This window comes from Corallococcus sp. M7, from assembly GCF_054512695.1.
In genome coordinates this window covers 625,254-645,588 of sequence record NZ_CM137252.1, presented here as the reverse complement: position 1 = coordinate 645,588, position 20,335 = coordinate 625,254, and the positions used below count along the sequence as shown (strand labels likewise).

14 protein-coding genes are annotated in these 20,335 nt (G+C 72.3%); 2 read left to right on the top strand and 12 right to left on the bottom strand.

Going from position 1 to position 20,335, the window contains the following annotated elements:
- Positions 1-87: 87 nt before the first annotated feature.
- A complete protein-coding gene (locus ACX114_RS02675) occupies positions 88-1,494 on the top strand; it encodes an NAD-dependent succinate-semialdehyde dehydrogenase (RefSeq protein ID WP_459294384.1) in 1,407 nt (468 codons plus the stop codon).
- Positions 1,495-1,506: 12 nt separating this feature from the next.
- On the opposite strand, the gene ACX114_RS02670 is transcribed toward ACX114_RS02675, so the two are convergent.
- Both ACX114_RS02670 and ACX114_RS02665 read right to left on the bottom strand, forming a co-directional pair.
- Positions 1,507-2,547, bottom strand: coding sequence for a pyridoxamine 5'-phosphate oxidase family protein (locus ACX114_RS02670; RefSeq protein ID WP_459294382.1), 1,041 nt, complete (start codon positions 2,545-2,547; stop codon positions 1,507-1,509).
- 57 nt (positions 2,548-2,604) lie between these two features.
- On the bottom strand, positions 2,605-3,732 hold the full coding sequence (locus ACX114_RS02665; RefSeq protein WP_459294380.1) for a hypothetical protein: 1,128 nt from the start codon (positions 3,730-3,732) through the stop codon (positions 2,605-2,607).
- Between the two features lie 147 nt (positions 3,733-3,879).
- On the opposite strand from ACX114_RS02665, the gene ACX114_RS02660 reads away from it, so the two are divergent.
- Positions 3,880-4,854 carry a COX15/CtaA family protein gene (locus ACX114_RS02660; RefSeq protein ID WP_459294378.1) on the top strand — a complete coding sequence of 325 codons (975 nt, stop codon included), beginning with the start codon at positions 3,880-3,882 and terminating at the stop codon, positions 4,852-4,854.
- A 6-nt stretch (positions 4,855-4,860) separates the two neighbouring features.
- Here the strand turns inward: ACX114_RS02660 and ACX114_RS02655 are convergent, their stop codons facing one another.
- From ACX114_RS02655 to ACX114_RS02610, 10 genes are all read right to left on the bottom strand, one after another.
- The gene (locus tag ACX114_RS02655) at positions 4,861-5,601 is read right to left on the bottom strand and encodes a hypothetical protein (RefSeq protein ID WP_459294376.1); all 741 of its coding nucleotides are present in this window, start codon (positions 5,599-5,601) and stop codon (positions 4,861-4,863) included.
- Positions 5,602-5,632: 31 nt separating this feature from the next.
- Positions 5,633-7,120 carry an ABC transporter permease/substrate-binding protein gene (locus tag ACX114_RS02650; protein ID WP_459300053.1) on the bottom strand — a complete coding sequence of 496 codons (1,488 nt, stop codon included), beginning with the start codon at positions 7,118-7,120 and terminating at the stop codon, positions 5,633-5,635.
- Positions 7,120-7,869 (bottom strand): ATP-binding cassette domain-containing protein, encoded by a 750-nt coding sequence (locus tag ACX114_RS02645; protein ID WP_459300051.1) that lies wholly within the window; start codon positions 7,867-7,869, stop codon positions 7,120-7,122. Before ACX114_RS02645 ends, ACX114_RS02650 begins: the two co-directional genes overlap by 1 nt.
- 15 nt (positions 7,870-7,884) lie before the next feature.
- A complete protein-coding gene (locus tag ACX114_RS02640) occupies positions 7,885-8,856 on the bottom strand; it encodes a hypothetical protein (protein ID WP_459294374.1) in 972 nt (323 codons plus the stop codon).
- 79 nt (positions 8,857-8,935) lie between these two features.
- A complete protein-coding gene (locus ACX114_RS02635) occupies positions 8,936-9,619 on the bottom strand; it encodes a DUF4142 domain-containing protein (protein WP_459294372.1) in 684 nt (227 codons plus the stop codon).
- A gap of 130 nt (positions 9,620-9,749) precedes the next feature.
- Positions 9,750-10,781, bottom strand: coding sequence for a hypothetical protein (locus ACX114_RS02630; RefSeq protein WP_459294370.1), 1,032 nt, complete (start codon positions 10,779-10,781; stop codon positions 9,750-9,752).
- Between the two features lie 141 nt (positions 10,782-10,922).
- Positions 10,923-13,172, bottom strand: coding sequence for a hypothetical protein (locus ACX114_RS02625; RefSeq protein ID WP_459294368.1), 2,250 nt, complete (start codon positions 13,170-13,172; stop codon positions 10,923-10,925).
- A gap of 3 nt (positions 13,173-13,175) precedes the next feature.
- Positions 13,176-17,891: an alpha-2-macroglobulin family protein gene (locus ACX114_RS02620; protein WP_459294366.1), complete on the bottom strand. Its 4,716-nt coding sequence runs from the start codon at positions 17,889-17,891 to the stop codon at positions 13,176-13,178.
- Complete coding sequence (locus tag ACX114_RS02615) at positions 17,888-19,498, bottom strand: hypothetical protein (RefSeq protein WP_459294364.1); 1,611 nt, start codon at positions 19,496-19,498, stop codon at positions 17,888-17,890. The genes ACX114_RS02620 and ACX114_RS02615 overlap by 4 nt, the downstream gene beginning before the upstream one ends.
- Positions 19,495-20,307, bottom strand: coding sequence for a DUF1175 family protein (locus tag ACX114_RS02610; protein ID WP_459294362.1), 813 nt, complete (start codon positions 20,305-20,307; stop codon positions 19,495-19,497). The genes ACX114_RS02615 and ACX114_RS02610 overlap by 4 nt, the downstream gene beginning before the upstream one ends.
- Positions 20,308-20,335: the final 28 nt, after the last annotated feature.

Sequence of the window (20,335 nt, the reverse complement as noted above, 5' to 3'; positions counted from 1 at the left end):
GCCCCTGGACGCTCGGACTCCGGAGGCATTGTCACGGGGGTGTGGCCTGTTATCACCCGGTGACGCTCGCACTGGAGGCACCCGCACATGGCCATCGCCACCATCAGCCCCACCACCGGCAAGACGCTGCGCACGTTCGACGTGCTCTCGTCCGAGGAGCTGGAGCGCAAGCTGCGGAAGGCCGCGGACACGTTCCGCTCCTACCGCGAGACGTCCTTCGCCGACCGCGCTCGCTGGATGCGCCGCGCCGCTGAGATCCTCGAGGTCGAGGCCCCCCGCTTCGGCCGCATGATGACGGAGGAGATGGGCAAGCCCCTGGAGGCCGCCAAGGCCGAGTCCATCAAGAGCGCCACCGCGTGCCGCTACTACGTCACCCGCGCCGAGAAGCTCCTGCGCGACACACCCATCGACGTGGATGGCGACACCGCCTTCGTGCGCTACCAGCCCCTGGGCCCCGTGCTCGCCATCATGCCGTGGAATTTCCCCTTCTGGCAGGTCGTGCGCTTCGCCGCCCCCGCCCTCATGGCCGGCAACGTGGGCCTCCTCAAGCACGCCAGCAACGTGCCCCAGTGCGCCATCGCGCTCGAAGAAATCTTCCGCACCGCCGGCTTCCCTGAAGGTGCCTTCCAATCGCTGTTCATCGAGACGTCGGAGGTGAACCGCGTCATCGAAGACCCGCGCGTGAAGGCCGTCACCCTCACCGGCAGCGAGGGCGCCGGCCGCGCTGTCGGCGCCGCCGCGGGCCGTGCCATCAAGAAGGTCGTCCTGGAGCTGGGCGGAAGCGATCCGTTCATCGTCATGCCCAGCGCGGACCTGGACAAGGCCGTGCACACCGCCGTGTCCGCGCGCCTCATCAACAACGGCCAGTCCTGCATCGCCGCCAAGCGCTTCATCGTCGCCGAGCCCATCGCCCAGGAGTTCGAACGCCGCTTCGTCGAACGCATGAAGACCATGGTGGTCGGTGACCCCATGGATCCGAAGACCGACGTGGGCCCGCTCGCCACGCCCGGCATCCTCGAAGGGCTGCACGCCCAGGTGCAGGAGAGCGTGAAGGCCGGCACCCGGCTCTTGCTGGGCGGCAAGCCCCAGGGGGGCCCCGGCAACTTCTACCCGCCCACCGTCCTGGCGGATCCGCCGCCCAAGGCCCCCGCCTTCCATGACGAGCTCTTCGGCCCCGTGGCCACGCTGCTGCGCGCCCGCGACCTGGAGCACGCCATCGAGCTGGCCAACGCGACGCCCTTCGGCCTGGGCGCCAGCGTGTGGACCCAGGACGCGGACGAACAGCGCCGGCTCATCGACGGCATCGAGGCCGGCATGGTGTTCGTCAACGCGCTCGTCGCGTCCGACGCGCGCCTGCCCTTCGGCGGCGTGAAGCACTCCGGCCACGGCCGCGAGCTGGCCGACCTGGGCATCCGCGAGTTCGTCAACGCCAAGACCGTCCGCATCACCGGCGCGTCCGGCGCACCGCCGCCGTCGAAGCACGCGGGCGAATGACGCCCTCGCGGCTCAATAGAGGCCCTTCTTGTAGTCGTGGTCCAGGGCCCAGCCCATCAAGCCCTTCGTCGCCGAAGCCACCGTGCGCAGCGCCGTCGCGGCGGCGCCGCGCTGGGGGCTCCGCTTCACGTGGTCGATGAAGACGTCCGCCATCCTCGGCAGCTGCGTCGCGGGCACGTGACGGGCGCCATCCCAGAGCCCCGCCGCCACGATGGATGGGCTCTCGCGCAGGCGCGCCGCCTGGGGCTCCAGCAGCAGGGCGAGCTTCGGCACCTTCTCCTGGACCGTCATCGACTCCAGCAACGCGGGCTCCGTGGAGAGGGACGCGACGCCAGAGACCTCCAGCTCCCGAGCCTCGCCCGGCACCAGCGCGAGCAGCGCCGCCCGGGGCTGCTCAAGCACGTTGTGAAACGTGTCCGTGCGGCGATTACCGGGCCGGTCCGCCACCGCCAGCCGGCCTCCGGCCATGCGCAGGAATCCGGCGGGATCCCCCTTCGGGCTCACGTCCGCGTGCCCCTCCGCATCCCATGACGCCAGGACGACGAAGGGCGTCCGAGACAGCCAGTCACGCACGTCCGGCTCCGCCAATGACTCTGGGACGCCGTCCCCGAACGGCGTGGGCGCCACCGTCACCGTCGGCTTCCAGAACCCCGAACGGATGAGCGCCTTCGCGCAATGCGCGAACGCCTCCTCCACCGTGACACACAGCGTGTTCCCCTCCAGGGTCGCGCGCCCGTTCACCCGCAGCGTCTCCCCCAGCCCGGGGATGAAGAACAAGAGCCCGCAGCCGACCGTGGGATTGAGCGGAATGGGGCCAGGCAGTTCGAGCCGCAGGTGCGTGGCGTCCTCCACCCGCGCGAAGCCCAGGGGACCTCCCGCCGTCGTGATGCGCGCCTGCCCCGCCACGTCGATGTAGCCCAGCACCGCGAACGACGAGACCCCGAGCAGCCGCACGCAATGCCCATCCAGGGCATCCAGCGACTTCAACATGACGCCGAACGGACGCGCGCCCACCACGCGCTCCAATGCCTCGACCGACAGGACGGATGCCATGCCCCAAAGCATGCCATCTTGACTTTGACTTGCAAAGTCAGAACCCCAAGTCCTGATTCAGCGCGTGCGCACCCGGCCATCCACGGGCGCGCCGTGCACCTCTTCCAGCGCGGACGTCACGGCGTCCACCTCCGCGCCCAGCTGCTCCACGCTGTGGCGCAGGCCCGCGCCGGCCACGTCCGCGTCCGCCGCGTCCGCCGAGCGCACCCGCAGCACCTGGGCGTAGAGGTTCTCCAGCGTGTACGCGAGCCGCGTGAACTCGGCCTCCAGCCGGTCCGCCGCCTTGGTCAGCTCCGCGCGCTGGCGCACCTGCTCATCCAGCACCTGCAACGCCGCGCGCAGCCGGTCGCGCACCACCACGTCCTCCTCCGAGGCCCAGCGCGTCTCCAGCTTCTTGCGCTCGTCCGCCAGCCGCTGCACGTCCTCCGGCGGCGCCACCGTGCGCAGCTCGCGCTCGCGGCGGATGAGCTCGTGGCAGCTCTTGCGCAGGTCCTGCACGGTGCGCTCCGGCGAGCGGACCATCTCCTGCAACACGCCCTTCCCCGCCCGCAGCTCCGCGAGCAGCTTCTCGCAGACGGCGTCCACGCGCGTCAGGCGCGGATCCACCGGCGCCTCCGGTGCCTTCACCTGCTGGGGCAGCACCGGCGCGGGCGGCTCCTCCACGCGCGTCAGCAGGGGGTTGTTGCGCGGGCGCAGGTGCTTCGCGGCGCCCTTGAAGAACGCGAGCGCCACGAACACCAGCCACCAGTACTCATGCGGGGGCCGCACCGCCGTGGCCACGCAGGCCAGCGCGACGATGAGCTGCGCCACGCCCACCAGCGGGTTGCGCGCGGCCTCTTCCCGCGCCGCCTTCTCCGCGCGCTTCGCCTCGCGGTGCGCCTGCTGCTGGGCGATGTACGCGTCCCGCTTGGCCTGCCGTTCCGCGCGGCGCAGGGCGTCCTTCGACTCGCGCTCCCACTGCTTCTCCCACCGCTGGCGTTCCCGCTCCGCGCCGCGCTCCCACTCCCGCTCCCAGCGGTCGCGCTCCTTCTCGGTGGGCAGGCGGCCCATCCGGCGCACCCAGGCCTCCAGGGCCGCATCCTTGCGCGCACGTCCCTCCTCGATGGCCGCCTCCAGCCGACGCAGGCGCTCGGCCGCATCGTGAGGGGGCGAGGAGGCAGGGGGCGCTTCGCGGTCTCGGGGCACGAGGTGACGCTAACAACTTCCCCCGGGCTTGGGGACTGTCGAGGGTGGCTCCATAAGCGCAGGTGTTGAGCCATTGGCGCGCGGCGGGCAGCCGGACGCGGGCGCTCGGTGGTTCCCTGTGAACGGATGCGGTAGTGGGAGGACACGATGACCCTTCCCACCGCCGCGACCCGCCGCTTCCAGTGGTTCAGCCAGGGCGTGCTCCTCTACACCCTGGGCGTCATCCTCTGGGGCGCGTTCGTGCGCGCCACCGGCTCCGGCGCGGGCTGCGGTGACCACTGGCCCGTCTGCAACGGCGAGGTGCTGCCCCGCGCGCCCTCCATCCAGACCCTCATCGAGTACACCCACCGTGTGACGAGCGGCCTGGCCACGCTGCTCGCCGTCGCCCTCTACGTCTGGGGCCGCCGCGAGTTCCCCAAAGGCCACCCGGGCCGCAAGGCGGCGTTCTGGGCGCTGGTGTTCATGCTCACCGAGGGCCTGGTGGGCGCGGGTATCGTGCTGCTCAAGTACGTGGCGCAGGACGCGCGCCTGGGCCGCGCGGTGTGGATGGGCGTGCACCTGACCAACACCTTCCTCCTGGTGGGCGCGCAGACGATGGTGGTGTGGGCCTCCAAGGGCCGCGCGCGCATGGTGTTCCAGGGCCAGGGCGTCGTGGGCGCGCTGCTGGGCGGGAGCATCGTTGGCATGCTGGTGCTGGGCGTCAGCGGCGCGGTGGCCGCGCTGGGCGACACGCTCTTCCCGGCCACCAGCCTCACGCACGGCTTCGAGCAGGACCTGTCGGAGACGGCGCACGTGCTGTTGCGGCTGCGCGTGTTCCACCCGGCCATCGCGGTGGCCATGGGCGCGCTGCTGGTGTTCGGCGGCCGTCAGGTGGCGCGGCTGCGGCCCTCGCCGGACGTGCGGCGCGCCTCCACGTGGCTCACCGCCGTGTACGTCGCGCAGCTGTGCGCGGGCATCATCAACCTGGTGCTGCTGGCGCCCGTGACGATGCAGCTCGTACACCTGCTGCTCGCGGACTGCGTGTGGATGTGCGTGGTGCGGCTGTGCGCGGCGGGGCTCGCGGAGGACGCGCCGCGCCTGGAGCCCGCCGCCGAGCCCGCCTCCCACGTGGAGCCGGTGTAGCGCGGCCTACGGCTTCGTTCTCTTCGAGGGAGGAGGGAACGAAAGCTTCGCATCCAGTCCCTTCGACGGCACCCACCCGAGCAGTCCGGACGCGGAGCGCACGAGGTAGCGGTAGTCCCGGTAGCGTGGCATCGGGTGGTGGCCGTCCACGAGCAGCGCCGCCAGCACCTCCACCTTCGACCCCGTCGCCAGCGTGGCCACGGGCACCTTGTCCCTGGCGCCGTAGGTGAGCACGAAGGACTGCGCCACCGTCGCGGGCGTGTTCACCGCGTAGAGCTCCTGCGGCACCCGCTCCAGCTTGCCCGTCTTCGCGTTGAAGACGTGCCGGTCGTGGCGCACCCAGAACTCGTGGTCATCGTCCTCCAGGAGGGTGCCGTCGCCGGGCACGCTCACCATGTTCCGCACCACCCCGAGCAAGGTCAGCGTCTTGCCGTCGTACCGGTAGATGTAGTTGTCCTTCAGGAAGCCCGTGGTGACGACGACCTCCTTGAACCTGTCGGAGCGGTCCAGGTCGATGGTGGAGAGCGTCCCCACCTCCGTGCCACCGTTGTCATCCTGGGTCTTCACTTGGTTCACGCGCAGGTGGAACTTCCCCTCGACGTGGATCCAGAAGGCGCTGATGGCGTCCTTCTTGCCGTCACCGTCCAGGTCCGCGCTCAACTTCTCGATGGAATCGGAGTCCTGGATCCGGGCGGGCACGGAGAACCCCAGCACACACAGGGCCAGCGCCAGTGACGTCGTCTTCATGAGGACGACTGTCTAGCACTCCCGGTGACGTCTACCGCAGCCCCCGGGGCACCAGCACGCGCGCCACCGCTTCGAAGAGGCCGCTGACCGCGAGCGCGAGCACCGCCGCCGGCACCGCGCCCTCCAGGATGAGCCCCACGTCGTCCAGGCGGATGCCGGTGAGGATGGGCTGACCGTAGCCGCCCGCGCCCACCAGCGCGCCCAGCGTGGCGGTGCCCACGTTGATGACCGCCGCCGTCTGGATGCCCGCGAGGATGGACGCCGCCGCCATCGGCAGCTCGATGCGCCAGAGCCTCGCGCCGGATGGCAGGCCCAGCGCCTCCGCGGACTCGCGCACCTCCCATGGGATGCCCTGCAACCCCGCCGCCGTGTTCCGCACGATGGGCAGCAGGCTGTAGAGGAACAGCGCCGCGATGGCCGGCTTCGAGCCGATGCCCAACAGCGGAATCATGAACACCAGCAGCGCCAGCGACGGCACCGTCTGGATGACGCTGGAGAGGCCCAGCACGCCCTGCCCCAGGCGTGGACGGCGCGCGGCCACCACGCCCAGTGGGATGGCGAGCGCGATGGCCGCCACCAGCGACAGCCCCACGAGGAACAGGTGCTCGCGCGTGCGCTGCCAGATGCGCGCACCCCGCCCGTCCGTGCGCACCTCCGTCGTCACGCCCAGCGTCGACCGAAGGAAGCCCGCCGCGACCTGTGCTTCCGGCTCACGCTCCAGCCGCGCGCGGGCGTTGAGCTGGACCATCTTCGCCTCCGTCAGCGAGCCCTCCAGCCGGCGCAACGCCTGGACCACCTGGGGCGCACGCGTCTCCAGGTCCGCGCGGTAGAGGAGCACGGCGTCGTACGCGGGGAAGTGGTGCCGGTCGTCCTCCAGCACGCGCAGGCCGTAGGCGGCGATCTCCGCGTCCGTGGAGTACAGGTCCGTGAGCTGGATGGCGCCACTCTCCATGCCCCGGTACGCCAGGTCGTGGTCCAGGCCGCGCACGTCGCGCTGGGGCAGGCCGTATGCGTCGCGCAGCGCGGGCCAGCCGTCGCCCCGCTGCATGAACTCGTTGCTGAAGCCCACGCGCAGCTCCGGGTGCGCCTTCAAGTCGGAGATGCGGCGGATGCCCAGCCGCTGGGCCTCCGCTTCCTTCATGCCCAGCGCGTAGGTGTTGTTGAAGCCCAGCGGCGCGCTCATCCGCAGGCCTTCGTCCGCGAGCGCCTTCCTCAGCGCGTCGTCGTCTGGCAGCGCGCGGCCCACGAGCAACTCCTGGCGCAGCGTGCCGGTGTACTCGGGATAGACGTCCAGCTCGCCCCGGCGCAGCGCCTCCCACAGCACCGTGGTGCCGCCCAGCTCGCGCCGGTGCGAGGCTTGCGCGCCCGCGTCCTTCGCCACCTGCGTCACCATCTCCCCGAGGATGACGGACTCGGTGAACTTCTTGGACCCCACGCGCACCTGGGGCCCGCCGCCTCCTTCGGTGCTCGTGCACGCGACTGCGAGCAACAGCAGCCACGCCAGCGACAGCGCGCGCATCATCCCGGCCTCCGCAGGGGCAACGGGCGCTGCGCCTGGATGAAGCGTGTGACGAATGGATCCGCGGGACGCGACTCCAGGTCATCCAGCGTGCCCTGCTGCACCACCTGGCCCTCGCGCAGCAGCACGATGCCGTCCCCCAGGAAGGCGGCCTCCGCCAGGTCGTGGGTGACGAGCACCACCGTCTTGCCCAGCCGCTCGAAGATGCCGCGCAGGTCCGTCTGGAGGTCGTGGCGCACCAGCGGATCCAACGCGCCCAGCGGTTCATCCAGCAGCAGCACGTCCGGGTCCAGCATCAGCGCGCGCATCAACGCCACGCGCTGCCGCTGACCTCCGGAGAGCTCGCCCGGGAAGCGCTCCAGTGCATCCGCGGGGAAGCGCGTCAGGTCCATCAGCTGTGCCAGCCGCTCGCGGATCCGCGCCTCCGGCCAGCGCAGGTGCCGCGCCATCAGCGTGACGTTCCGGGCGCCGGTGAGGTGCGGGAACAGGCCTCCGCCCTGGAGCGCGTAGCCCACGCGCTGGCGCACGGCGAGCAGCGCGTCCGCGCCCTCCGGCAGGGGCTGTCCGTCGAAGCGCACGCGCCCCGTGTCGGGCCGGAGCAGGCCGTTGAGCAGCCGCAGCAGCGTGGACTTCCCGCAGCCGCTGGGGCCGATGAGCACCGTGGTGGCGCCCTTGGGCAGACTCAGGTCCAGCGGGTGCAGGGCCTGCGCGGCACCGAAGCGCTTGGACACTCCTTCCAGGAGGAACACGAACGCCACGTCCCTTCAGCGCGGAGCGAACACGCCGTTGCAGGCGGTTGGAAAGGGGAAGGCCGCGCTCGCCGGGAGGCTGCACGCCGCGAACAGGCCCCAGCCCCGGTGGTCCACGCCGCCGGTCCAGACCTGGACGTCACCTCCACCCTCCGGGGCGGGCGCGGTGAAGCGGACGCAGCGCGTGGCCTGGCCCTCCACGTAGCAGTCGCGCACCTCCACCGGGCTGGCCCCCGGAAGCGCGTCGCGCAGTTCCTCCGAGCTCCGGTCGCGCCAGCGCTCCACCTGGCCCGAGCCCGGTGCCACCGGACGGAAGATGCTCCAGGAGAAGGTGGACGCGGCACAGCGGATCCTCCCCGCGCGCGTCGTCGAGTCCGCGACCTCGCAGCCCTCTGGCAGGTACAGCACCCGCCACGGAAACCGGGGCGGCATGACGAGCGCTGAGGGCGACAGCGTGTCGCCCTCCGGGTTGCCCCGCGTGGCCAGGTACGCGAACAGCTCCAGGCACCGGCCCAGCCCCGCGCGGAGGTCGTCGCGCACCACGCAGCCCAGTTGCCGCACGTGGCCCGCGGAGGGCGTCACCGCCGTGACGTAGCCGCCCACCGCGCAGGTGTTCTCCGGGGAGCACTGTTCGAAGCGCAGCGACGGGTGCGGCTGTCCTCCGAGCGGCAGCTCACCCCGGGCTTCCGTGAGGCCCGGGCCCAGCCGGGCATGCACGCGGGTTCGGCCGGAGTCCACGGCCTGCGCCTCGCTCAATCCGGGCTGTTCGTGCAGCCACACGGAGAGCGCGCCGCAGCGGTACATGCGCGACGTGGCGCTGTCCGGGACGGGGACGCAGCCGTCGAAGAGGGGACGCGCGTCGTCGACGAAGGGGCCCGCGGGCGTCACGCCCTCGGAGGGGACCGCGGGGGCCACCGGCGCGGTCGCGAGACACGCGCTCAGCAGTCCCCCGAATGTCACTCCCATCGCCGCGAGTGCCGTGCGCATCCGCGAGGGGATAGGCGCCGGACCCGGCCGAGTCAACCGGCCCGTCGGCCCGACGCCCACCGCGCTACACACGCGGGCACTACTGCTTCTTCATCTGCTTCTCGAGCTCCTTCGCCTTCGTCTCGTTGCGGGCGACGACGCTCTCGGTGTCGCTCAGGAGCGCCAGGAAGCCGGCGTCGTTCTTGTACTCCTTGCGGCCCTCCTTGAGGACGTCCTTGCCCTTCTTCTGGTCCTCCGCGATGCGCGTCAGGAAGGCCTTGTCGAACTCGGGCCCCTGCTTCTCCTGGAGCTTGGTCATCTCCTCGTTCGTCTTGTCGATGGCCTTGCCCAGCTTCTCGCCGGTGCCCTTCATCTTCTCCTGGTAGCCCTCCTGGACGCCGGAGCCGCCCGTGCCCATCTGGTCCTCGGAGGTGATGTCGCTGTCGCTGAGCGCGCTGATCTGCATCTTCTTCTGCTCGGCCCAGGTGCGCAGCTGGCTCTGGCTGTTCTCGTGGTCCTCGCGCAGCTTGGTGGCGAACTCCTTCACCTGCGGATCCGTGGCCTGCTGCTCCGCGAGCCGCGCCAGCTTGATCTGCCGGTTGTTGAAGACGGCCAGCTTGCCCACGTACTGCACGCGCTTGGCGGCGGCCTCACCCACGGCCTTGCCCTGCTTCATCTCCTGCTTCTGCTGCTTCTCCTCGTCATTCGCGTGGGCGGAGAAGCCCATCAGCCCCGTCACGACCGCCGCCGTCACCGCCCGCGCCTTCCAGTTCGTCTTGCTCATGGTCCCTGCCTCCCCCGCCGTTCCGCGGATGAATTCGACGGGAGCAAGGTGTGAACGCGGAAGCCACGCGCCAGGGCCGCCTGGCTGAACGCCCCACCCTCGGGCACGAGGCCCGCGGGATGAGACCGCGTCACTCCACGTGCAACAGGCCGCGCACCACGGCGCCGCGCACCTGCGCCGTGGCCTGGGCCCAGCCGCGCAGGAGCGCCAGCACCTCCGAGGAGAAGCTGGGCGTGTCGACCAGCGTGACGGTGGTGGACATCCCGCCCGTCTGCGCCTGCTCGAAGCGCGCGGTGAGCCAGCAGGCCCCGGCGCCCACGCCCTCGGGCACCGTGCGCGACACCTCCAGCTCCAGCAGCGCGGACGGGGACAGCCACCCTTCCGCCCAGCGCAGCCGCCGCTCCAGCAGCGCGCTCAACGATTCGCTCGCGGCCGTGGCCTGGAGCGCCAGGGGCTCGCCGTCTCCGGACGAAGGGGAGGGCAGGTACACCTCGCGCAGGAAGGGCGGCTCGCGGGTCAGCGCGTGCGCCGTCGCGCGCAGCCACAGGCGGCAGTCGCGCAGCACGTCCGCCGTGGCCGCCACGAAGGGGGGCAGCGGGTGGCGCGTCGACGAGCGGCGGCTGCTCTTGCGGTCCGGCTCCACCTCCACGAAGGGGGACACGCGCGCGGGGCCCTCCACCGTGCCGTCCACCTCCAGCCCCAGCCGCTCCAGCCGCGAGCCCCGGCCCAGGCCGCGCCACAGGTCCACGAAGGCCGCCGCCAGCGGCGCCGCGTTCGCGACCGAGTACGGCCGCCACTCCACGCGCTGACACACCACGCGCGCTGAAGGCACCCGCGCCCCGGGAGGCCCCAGCCCCAGCGTCAGGTCCTCGCCGCCCACCGCCACGCGCGAGGCCAGCACGTGCCGCACGGGGCCTTCCAGGAGCCACACCCGCAGGGCGCCTCGCGGCACCGCGCCCTCGACGTAGCGCGCGCCCAGCAGCCACAGCTCGCCCTGGATGAGCACGTCCTCGCCCCGGGGGGCGTGCAGGTTCGGCCTCGAGTCCTGGCAGCCCAGCACCCAGGCCCCGCGGCCCTCCTGGACCCAGCGCACCCGAAGGCCCTCCGGCAACGCCTCCAAAGCGCGCCGCGTGGCCTCCGCCTCGCTCAACCCTTCCGCCATTGGGCCCCTCACACCAAACAGCGCTACGGTATTCTTACGTAATAGCTGTGATTCGCTACCCGTGTCAGCACGTTTTTCGTGGTTTCCCGAGTGGGTATCGGGAAACCCGGTGGGTGTGGGTGGGGGGTACGGCGGAGAGACTCAGGGGGTGGGCGGCCGGGGGCCGTAAGCGCGCTCCAGGAGGGCGTCGCTGGAGAGGCCGGGACTGGCCTTGGCGGCTTCGACGTCCAGGCCTTCGCCGTGGCCCCGGCCCTGGCCTTCGAAGAGGACCTGGGGTCCGTCGAAGGAGGCGCGCTGGGGACAGGAGGGGAGCTTCAGGCCGGCGCGCAGCGTGTCGCACGGAAGGGAGCGCGCGTCCTCGTAGGGCGCGGCGGGGGTTCCTTCAGTGCGCAGGTAGCGCACGCGGCCGGATTCGAAGCGCAGGGAGACGAGGTTCCTGCCCAGCAGGGCCTCCACCTCGGAGCGGGAGCGGGCTTCGCGCCATGGGGTGGCGCCGCCCTGCGAGAAGGTGAGCCAGGCGTCCCACTTCAGGGGCGGGAGCTGGAGGGCGCGGGTCTCTTCCGGGCGGATGCGCACGGTGCCCCGGAAGGCCTGGCAGTGGGTGGTGTCGCAGAGGGCTCGGCCGGGGTGGCGGGTGTCGGCGTGGCGCTCGTTGTGCGCGGCGACGCGGGCCAGGGCGACGCGGGCCTCGCCCTGGAGCGTGACGTCCTCGGCGGCGACGACGCCGGCGGTGTACTGCACGCGCGTGGTGCGGAAGACGAAGTCGGAGCCGCGCCGGGCCTTGAGCGCGCTGGGCGTGGTGGGCACGCCAGGGGGCGGTCGGTACGGCGGGGGCGTGGACCAGGAGAAGATGCCCGCGTAGTCACGGCCACCGTCGGGGCCGTCCGGGAAGCGCACGCGCCACGGGCTGCCCAGGCAGACGGCGGGGCCCTTCGCGGTGAGCGCGTCCAGGCGCGAGAAGTCCGGTGGCGCGGCGCGAGGAACGCCGTCGTCCAGTGAGAAGCCCGAGCCCGCGCAGCGGGCCTCCACGGTCGCGGAGGGCAGCAGGCCGAGCACCTGCACGCGCGCGGCGTCCAGTCCCGCCTGGCGGCGCACGCGGGCGAGGAGCGCGGGGAGCTCATCCACGAAGTGCCGGGGCATCTTGCCGGGCCGCACGATGACGGCGACGAGGTCCGCGTCCACGGCGGCGATCCATCCGAACTGGGGGCGGCTCGCGGCGTCGCGCACGGTGCCCGTCTTGGTGGCGACACCCTTGAGGGCCTTGGACGTGGAGAGGCCGCTGAGCGTGCCTTCATCCACGTTGCCGGTGAGGAGCGCGAGCACGTCCGGCCGCGCCTCGGCCAGCAGCCGGTATGCCTGCGCCATGCCCCACGGAGACAGGCCATGCGCGGAGCGAAGCCCGATGGCCTCCGTCATGTCCGAGGGCAGACCGGTGAGCCCCACGGAGGACAGCACCGGGCCCCAGACACCAAAGGCCTTCGGCGCGAGGCCCGTGGCCTCCCAGTCCAGGAACCAGCCGTTGCACGAGCGCAGGAGCGCGATCCGCGCATCCACCTTCGGAGGCAGGCCCGCACCACAAGCCCACTCCTGCACGCCCCTGCGCGGCGCGAGCAGTGGAGGCGCAGCTGAGTTCGAGGCAAGAGCCGTCCCCGCTGCGTATAGGAATGGCTTGAGCGCGGAGCCGTAGGGCACCGCGCGGCGCACGTCTCCCTCCGAGAACAACACTTCTCCCGAGTGCCGGCTCACCACCACCGTGGCTGGCTCGGGCGCGAGCACCGCCACGTCCGCCAGTTCCTCCACCGTCAGGGGCGCTGCCCACCGCGCTCCGTCATGACACTGGCGCAGCCGGCGCGTCAGCGCGGCGGGAAACCCTGTGTGCTCTCCCAGGATGCGGGCCAGTCCCCGCCTCGCTCGCGATGTGTCCACCGCTGGCGCGCTCGCGACCTCCTTCGCCGCGCGCGACAGCGACAGGTACGGCCCGTCGCGCCACGCGGGCAGCTCGCCGCTCACCGTCAGCGCGAAGGCTTCGTGGAAGAGCCGGTCCTCGCTGGACGCGGGACAGGCCCACCACAGCAACTGGTGCGCCAGCTCGTGCCGCAGCGCCGTGCGCGTCCTCGCGTCCAGCACTCCGGGCGCGTTCTGCCGCAGCTCCACCACGCCGGGCCGCCCCTGCGCGTTGCGCTCGGGAGTCAGCGACGTGCCCTTCTGGATCGTCACGGTGGCGGGAGCCCTTGTCGGAAGGCCTCCCGCCTGCGCCGCGTACTGTGCCTCCAGGGACGTCCAGGCGGCCTGGGCCTCACGGCGCAGGTCCGCCTCGGGCGTCACATCGCCCCGCGTGACGAAGGTGGGCGAAGCCGACAACAGCACGGCGACGGCGACGGCCCACCCCATGGGCTACAGGTCACTCACGGACGTCTTCGAGGGCACCACCTTCAACACGTCCGACGCCGTGCGGCCCCGGATGCGCGCCGAGTACATGTCCTCGATGGTCGCGGGCGGCGCCGCGAACGTGCCCGCGAACTGCGCGCGCATCACGTAGCCCACCGTGCGCGGGCTGTCGCTCCACCACGCCGGCTCCTCGAAGAAGAACGTCGCGTGGGACGGATCCAACTGCCGGCGCTTGAGCGCCTCCGGAGCCAGCGGCAGCGAGTGCGGCGGACCGCGGAAGACCTTGTCCTCCTGGAGCGGAACGAAGCCCGCCGGCACCGCGTCCTCCACCACGTAGTACGCCGAGCGCGCCCGGTTCTCCCCGCGCGCGTCCAGCGTCAGCTCCACGTAGACCTCCTCGCCCTGGTTCACGGAGGCGCCCGACTCCAGCTTCACCTTCCCGCCCTCGCGCAGCACGTAGTACGCGCGCTCCACGGACATCCCGTTCACGCGCGGCTGCACGCTCTTGAGCGGCGTCATCGCGGCGGCGCGCAGCGTGGCCACGCCGTCGAAGCCGCCCACGTCCACCGTGCGAGTCCCCGCCGGCAGCGTGGCCACCAGGCCCATGCCGCGCGCCGAGAACTTCACCGGCGCCGAAGCGCCCTTCACCTCCGGCGGCGCCATGCCCTTGAACGCCTTCGCGTCACGCTCCACCAGCCAGAGCGAGTGCAACAGCGCCGTGCTCCGGTCGAAGGTGGACAGGCCCGGCTCGCTCAGCATCTCCAGGATGCGCTTGCGCGCGCGCGTGACGTCCAGCGACCCGAACGACGCCGCGTGCGCGGTGATGGCGGTGAGGCCCACGCGCCGCAACGGGAAGCGGTAGAACGCCTCGGACGTCTCCGCCTCGCCCCGGAGCCCCGCGAGCTTCACGAAGCCCTCGCCGCTCTCCTTCACCAGCCCCTGGATGCGCCCCTGGAGGCCCGGCTCCTTCATCACGCCCGCCTTCTCCGCGGCCAGCACCGCGAGCGCCAGCGGATACAAATCCCCCGGCTTCGCGGCCTCCACCAGCGCGCGCACCCGCGCCGCCTGACGCGGGCCCTGAAGACGCGCGAGCACGTAGGCGCGCGTCGCGTCGTACTCCGGCGACAGGCCCTCCTGCGCCTCCAGCCACTTCGCGCTCTCCTGGATGCGCGCGTCGTCGCGGTCCACCAGCCCCGCCTCGGACGCGTACGCCAGGCCGTCCAGCGCGATGAGCGTCAGCGGCAGGCTGGGCTCGTTGTAGCCGCCGAACCAGGTGAAGCCACCGCCCTTCACCGCGAGCCCCAGGATGCGGGCCGTGCCCTGCACGGAGCGGCTGCGCGCCTCCGCCAGCAGCGCCTGCGAGTCCGGATCCAACTTGTCCAGCGCCCCCGCCTTCTGGAGCACCTGGTACACCGCCACGTTGGGCACCGTCGTGGAGACGAGCTGCTCCAGGCACCCGTACGGATACGTGAGCAGCTCCCGCACGTTGGTGAGCGCCGCGTCCACCGTGGACGGCTGGAGCACCAGCTCCACGCGTGTCAACGCGGACGCCTCCGGGGCCTCCAGCGACAGCGCGCCGCCGCCCCACGCGCTCACCTGCACCGCGTCCTCCACCGCGGCCGGCGCCACGTCGAAGCGCTTCAGGTCACGCAGCGGATCCTTGCCGCCCACCACGTCCACCGCGAGCTCCGCCGGGCCCGTCTTGCCCGCGCGCAGCGTCACCGGCACCACCTGCTCGCCACCCTCGCCCAGCTCCACCTTGCGCTGGAGCGCCTCCGCCTGGAGCGCGCCGCCCGGCTGCAACCGCACGTCCAGCACCTGGCTGCCCTTGGACTTCGTGCCCGCGGCCAGCCGCACGGACGCGAGCGCCTCGTCGCCCTCGCGCAGGAACTGCGGCAGCGCCGCGTAGACGTTCAGCCCGCCGCGCGTGGCGAACTCCGCCGTGCCCTCACCGAAGCGGCCGGACGTGTCCGCCGCCACCGCCGTCACCACCCACAGCGTCTGGTTGGAGGGCAGCTTGAAGCGCACCGTCGCGCGCCCGTCCCGGTCCGTCACCACCGCCGGGTCCCAGTGCGCCGTGTCCTTCTCCAGGTCCTTCGCGTTGCGCGTGGGCGGCTTGATGGACGCGAACGCGTGGTCGGGCAGCCCCGCCATCTTGCGCGCCAACTGCTCGCCGTAGCCGTAGCCCTGGAACTCCGCCGAGTAGAAGTTCGTCACGTTGTCGCGCGCCGGCGGATAGAAGAAGTCCAGCACGCCGGGGCGGAACTCGGACTGGATGGCGTAGACGGCCTTGTCCACCACGCCCACGGACAACTGCGCGGACACGCCGTTGCCGTCGCTGTCGGTGACGCGCACGTCGATGGCCTGCTCCGTGAGCGGCATCGCCTCCGCGCGCCGGGGCTGCAACGCCACCGTGAGCGTGCGCTCCTTCGGAATCACGCGGAACGCCACCGTGCGCTCCTCCCAGCGGCCCGTCGCGGTGGGGTACGCCACGGACGCGTACACCGCGCTGCCGAAGCGCTTCTCCACCGGGAACGAATGCACCAGCGTGCGGCCCTTCAACTGCACCACCGAGGTGCCGTACAGGCTCGCGCCCGTCAGCGTCACCCACACGGGCCCCGCGTCCTTGCCGCCCTGGCCCCAGGCGTCCGGCATCAGCGCCACCAGCTTCGCGCTGTCCCCCGGCTCCAGCGTTCCGGACAGCGACGCGAGCGTGAGGTTGGGCACCTGCGCCACGGGCTCGTCCGCGCCGCCGATGACGAGCAGCGACTCCTCGCCCGTCCACGCCTCGCCCTTCTTGTCCTTCACCGTCACGCGCGCGACCACCCGGCCCACGTCCGTGGTGGGCACCTTCTGGCGGGACGTGCCGTCCTGCTGCGTGGTGAAGGGCTGCTTGCCCAGGTCCTTCTCGCTGCCGTCCGCGCGGACCAGCGTGTAGTCCACCTCGCCCGTGGTGACGCCGTAGGGCTTGCCGGACAGCGTGGTGGCGCGCACGGACAACTGCGCGTCCGAGCCCTTCTGCACCACCGCGTCCGAGAACCGCGCCACGCCCAGCACCTCCACCTTCGACAGGAAGAAGGCGGCGGTGCCGGTGGCGAACGTCTCCTGATCATCCCGCGCGCGCACGGTGAGGCTGTAGCGGTACGGCAGCCGGTCCTCGCCCGCGCCGAGCGGGGGAACGGCGACCTCCACCTGGGCCTCGCCCTCCGCGTTGAACTCGCTGGCGGAGGACCACGGGTCGTCCGTGGCCTGGCGCTCCGCGACGGACGAGTACAGCCGCTCCGGCACGCTCAGCTTGCCCTCGTTGCTGGAGGCGGTGCCGTACGTCACCGCGCTGCCCTGGCCGCCGCGGCCGGAGTCGTCCACCCACGCGGGCGCGTCCAGCAGGCTGCGGTAGAGGAACACCTCGTACTTCGCGCCCTTGGGCACGCCGCCCGCGTAGCGGCGCGCGCGCACCGTCACGCTCACCGTCTGGCCGGGCACCACCGTCTCCGACGCGGGCTGCACCTCCAGGTAGAACGTGGGCTTCACGTAGTCCTGCACGCGCGCCTCGCCCTGGTGGGGGTGCTCGTCCAGGTCCGCCTCGATGCGCAGCACGCCCGTGCCCAGGTCGTCCGGCACCTTCAGTGTGCCGTTGAACGCGCCGAACTCGTCCACCGCCGCGCGGGTGACGATTTCACGGCCCTCCTGCGACACCAGCTTCACGCGCACGTCGCGCTTCTTCGGCGTGAAGAGCCGCGCGAGGAACGTGTCCGGCTGACGCACGAGCCCGCGGAACTTCACCTCGTTGCCCGGCTTGTAGATGGGCCGGTCGCTGTAGATGAACACGTCCGGCGCCACCGCCAGCGCGGAGTAGAAGTCCGTGTCCACGATGGCCGTGTCCTTGCCGGCCGTCACCGTCGCGATGATGCGCGGCTCCGTCACCGCCAGCGTCACCTCGCCCTTCCCATCCGTGGTGCCCGTGGGGCCCTTGCCCGTGGGCAGGTACACCTGCACCTGCGCCCCCGCGCGCGGCTGCTGGTCGCGTCCCGCCACGCGCACCAGCACCTGGCCGTCCGTCTGCTTGAGCTGCACGGTGACGTCGCTGACGACGAGCACCACCTGCCCCTCCACCCGGCCCTGCACCAGTTGGAGCACATAGGCGCCCGCGGGCAGCGGCGCGAGCAGCACGCGGCGCTCCTGGAAGCCGCTGCTGCTGTCACCCGTGTCGAAGCCCGGCACGTTGAAGTCCCGGTTCGCGCCGCCCAGGTCCAGGTTGAGCCACTGGCTGCGCACCACGGTGAAGCCCGGCGGCGTTCCCACCAGCTTCTCCGGCCCTTCGGCCACCTTCGCCAGCGGCTCGCTGGACGAGGACTCTCCCGGCGGCGGCGGCAGCGACGTGCCCACCTCCTGGCGGAAGTCGGGCGACAGCGCCTCCATCAGCACGATGCCCGGCGAGCGCACCGCGTTGAGGCCACGGCTCAGGCCCCGGCCCGGGTTGAGCAGCGTGGGCGGCGTCTCGTACGCGCGCCGCAGGTCGCCCTGCGCGCGGATGAACGCGTCCAGGTTCGCGGGCTGGAGCACGCGCAGCTCGACGGGGCCCTTGTCCTCGAAGGCGACGTCCACGGCCACCGGCTCACTGCTGCCGTAGGAGCGCGGGACGGTGATGTAGAGCGGCTTGGCCAGCGCCACGCCGGACAGCAGGAGCGCGGCCAGGGCCGCGAAACGAACGGAGGTCTTCATGTCCCAAATCCTTCCGACGCCATGACGTAGCCCTGCGCGTTGCCACGGAAGCCCAGGTACGGCAGGGCCTCCAGGTCGCGACGGGCCGCTTCGATTTCAGGGGGCAGCGCCTTGGGCATGGGCGACGAGCGGTCCACGCGCGCCTCGGACGTGTAGCCGTCCATGGCGAGCCCGCTGAGCAGCCGCCCCAGGTTGATGCCCAGCAGCACCGAGGAGGGCGCGCGCAGCCCCGCGACCACCGGGCCCGCGGCGTTGAGCATGTTGGGCGCGCGGCCTTCGCACGCCTTCTTGAGGCGCTCGACCTCCTGCGGGCTCGTGGCCAGCACCACGTGCTTGCAGAGCGTGGTGCTCACCAGCGTCCGCGCGCCGCCGGAGAACAGCGCGGACAGCCCCTCCGCGTCCTTCTCATCGCCCCACAGCAGGGCCAGCTCCGGCTCCATGGACGTGCTGCCGCGCGGCGTCCACGCCAGGGCCACCTGGCGCGTGCGCATCCCGGTCTTGCCCTCGCCCTTCCAGAAGGCCTTGAGCTGCGCGGGCTCCAGCGACTCCGGCAGCATGAGATGGAACGCGAACAGCACCGGCGTGTCCTCGGGCACCAGCTTGAGCAGGTCGTCGGAGAGGGACTTGCCGGTGGAGACATACGTCCCGCTGACCTTCCCGGCGATGCCCTTCGCCACCAGCCGGTCGCCCTCCACACCCAGTTGCAGCCGCGTGTCCTCGCCCAGGCCGAGCACGTGGGTGAAGAGCTGCGCCTCGCGGCCGTAGGCGTTCGCGTCGAAGCCCACCTCCACGTCCACGCCCATCTCCCCCTCCAGCTCCGGCAGCGCCGTGCACAGCGCCTGGAGCACCACCACCGGGTGGCGCGACAGCACCAGCCGGTCCGCCGCGCGCGCGGCCCACATCGTCTGCTCGGCGACGAGCCAGCGCGACAGGTGGAAGCCGCCGTCGGGTGCCTTCTCCATGCCGGAGGGGCAGCGGTCCGCGACCATCTCTCCGCGCTTCGCCACCGCGTCCAGCGAGTCCCACGCCGCCTGCGCGGTCTTGTTCGCCTTGGGGACGAGGATGGCGGGCGTGCCCACGCGCGCGTCGCCGGAGAACCACACCGTGCGGAACGGCGTGTCGAGCACCTGCCCGACGATGACGTCCAGCACCGCGCCCTTGAAGGACGCCTTGAGGTCGGTGCCGGTGGAGCCCAGGAACGCGGCCCAGCCGCTCGCGAAGCCCTGGCCCAGCGGCTTCTCCCACTGCGACCTCAGCCACGCGTTGCGCGCCAGCGCGTCGCGCACCTTCGCGGGCGAGTGCACGTCCACCCAGACGGCGGGCAGCGCCGCGGCGCCGGGCACCTCCATCTTCGTGGGCTCGGAGGACACCTCCGGCATGCCCTCCACGGTGGCGCCCGCGGTCGGCGGGCCCTTGGATTCTCCGGAGGAGAACGCGGGGCCGGAGCCGCCGCCACCGCCGCTGCTCTTGCGGCCGATGACGAAGGCCCCCACGCCCACGCCCACGACGACGGCGCCGATGAGCGCGATGCGCACGGCGGACGAGGGGCCCTTCTTGCCTCCGCCTCCGCCTCCAGCGGGGGGCGGCGGGCTCACGGGAGACGTCATGACATCCACTCCTTGAAGCGGAAGAAGCCGAGGAAGGCGGCGTTGGCCGGCACGGGGCGCCACTCCAGCGGCGCCTCGGTGGCAAGAGAGTCCAGGACGCCGGTGCGCACGCGCGCTCCAGCCTCACCGGGGTGGTAGACGACGCGCGCGGGTGCGTGGGCCCGGTCCTCCGGGCGCACCACGAGCATCAGGTGGAAGACGGGGCCCGCGTCGTGCTCCTGGCGGAAGGCCACCACGTCCCCGGTGCGGAGCTGCTCGCGCGCGGCCTCGCTCCGGCCCAGCGGAACGAAGTTGCGGCTGATCAGCGTCTCCGCGTCCGCGAAGTCGGAAGGGCCACCGCGCGCGTCCTTCCACAGCGGAGAAGAGAGGCGCTCGGTGGACACGCGCCGGTACGCCGTGCGGTACGCGTAGCGGATGAGGCCCGCGCAGTCGCGCTGCGCCGGCTGCCACGCGGCGTCCGGCGCCTTCACCTGCGCGAGCGCCACCTGCGCGACCTCCCGGCGAAGCAGCCGCGCGCGCGTCTCCGGAGCAATGGGTTCCGATGCGATGGACGCGGCAGGCCGCGCGCGCGTCTCCGCGGCCACGGGCTCCGCAGCGATGGACGCGGCAGGCCGCTCGCGGGGCTCCACGGCCACGGGCTCCGCCGCGATGACCGCGCCTTCCCGCGCGCCGGACGCGGCAGGCCGCGCCCGAGCCTCCACGGAGGACGGCGGCGAGGTCCGCGTCGCCGGCCCCTGCGCGGGCACGGGGGCCGTCCCGGACGAAGCGGGAGCAGCGTTCAACAACAGCGTGAGCATCAGGACGCGCATGGCGGGGCCGAGCCGGGAGCGCCGGTCG

Bases quoted from the DNA above. Each gene is read 5' to 3' on its own strand.
- ACX114_RS02675 (WP_459294384.1), top strand. From the start codon at position 88: ATGGCCATCGCCACCATCAGCCCCACCACCGGCAAGACGCTGCGCACG.
- ACX114_RS02670 (WP_459294382.1), bottom strand. From the start codon at position 2,547: ATGGCATCCGTCCTGTCGGTCGAGGCATTGGAGCGCGTGGTGGGCGCG.
- ACX114_RS02660 (WP_459294378.1), top strand. From the start codon at position 3,880: ATGACCCTTCCCACCGCCGCGACCCGCCGCTTCCAGTGGTTCAGCCAG.
- ACX114_RS02655 (WP_459294376.1), bottom strand. From the start codon at position 5,601: ATGAAGACGACGTCACTGGCGCTGGCCCTGTGTGTGCTGGGGTTCTCC.
- ACX114_RS02650 (WP_459300053.1), bottom strand. From the start codon at position 7,120: ATGCGCGCGCTGTCGCTGGCGTGGCTGCTGTTGCTCGCAGTCGCGTGC.
- ACX114_RS02640 (WP_459294374.1), bottom strand. From the start codon at position 8,856: ATGCGCACGGCACTCGCGGCGATGGGAGTGACATTCGGGGGACTGCTG.
- ACX114_RS02635 (WP_459294372.1), bottom strand. From the start codon at position 9,619: ATGAGCAAGACGAACTGGAAGGCGCGGGCGGTGACGGCGGCGGTCGTG.
- ACX114_RS02630 (WP_459294370.1), bottom strand. From the start codon at position 10,781: ATGGCGGAAGGGTTGAGCGAGGCGGAGGCCACGCGGCGCGCTTTGGAG.
- ACX114_RS02625 (WP_459294368.1), bottom strand. From the start codon at position 13,172: ATGGGGTGGGCCGTCGCCGTCGCCGTGCTGTTGTCGGCTTCGCCCACC.
- ACX114_RS02620 (WP_459294366.1), bottom strand. From the start codon at position 17,891: ATGAAGACCTCCGTTCGTTTCGCGGCCCTGGCCGCGCTCCTGCTGTCC.
- ACX114_RS02615 (WP_459294364.1), bottom strand. From the start codon at position 19,498: ATGACGTCTCCCGTGAGCCCGCCGCCCCCCGCTGGAGGCGGAGGCGGA.
- ACX114_RS02610 (WP_459294362.1), bottom strand. From the start codon at position 20,307: ATGCGCGTCCTGATGCTCACGCTGTTGTTGAACGCTGCTCCCGCTTCG.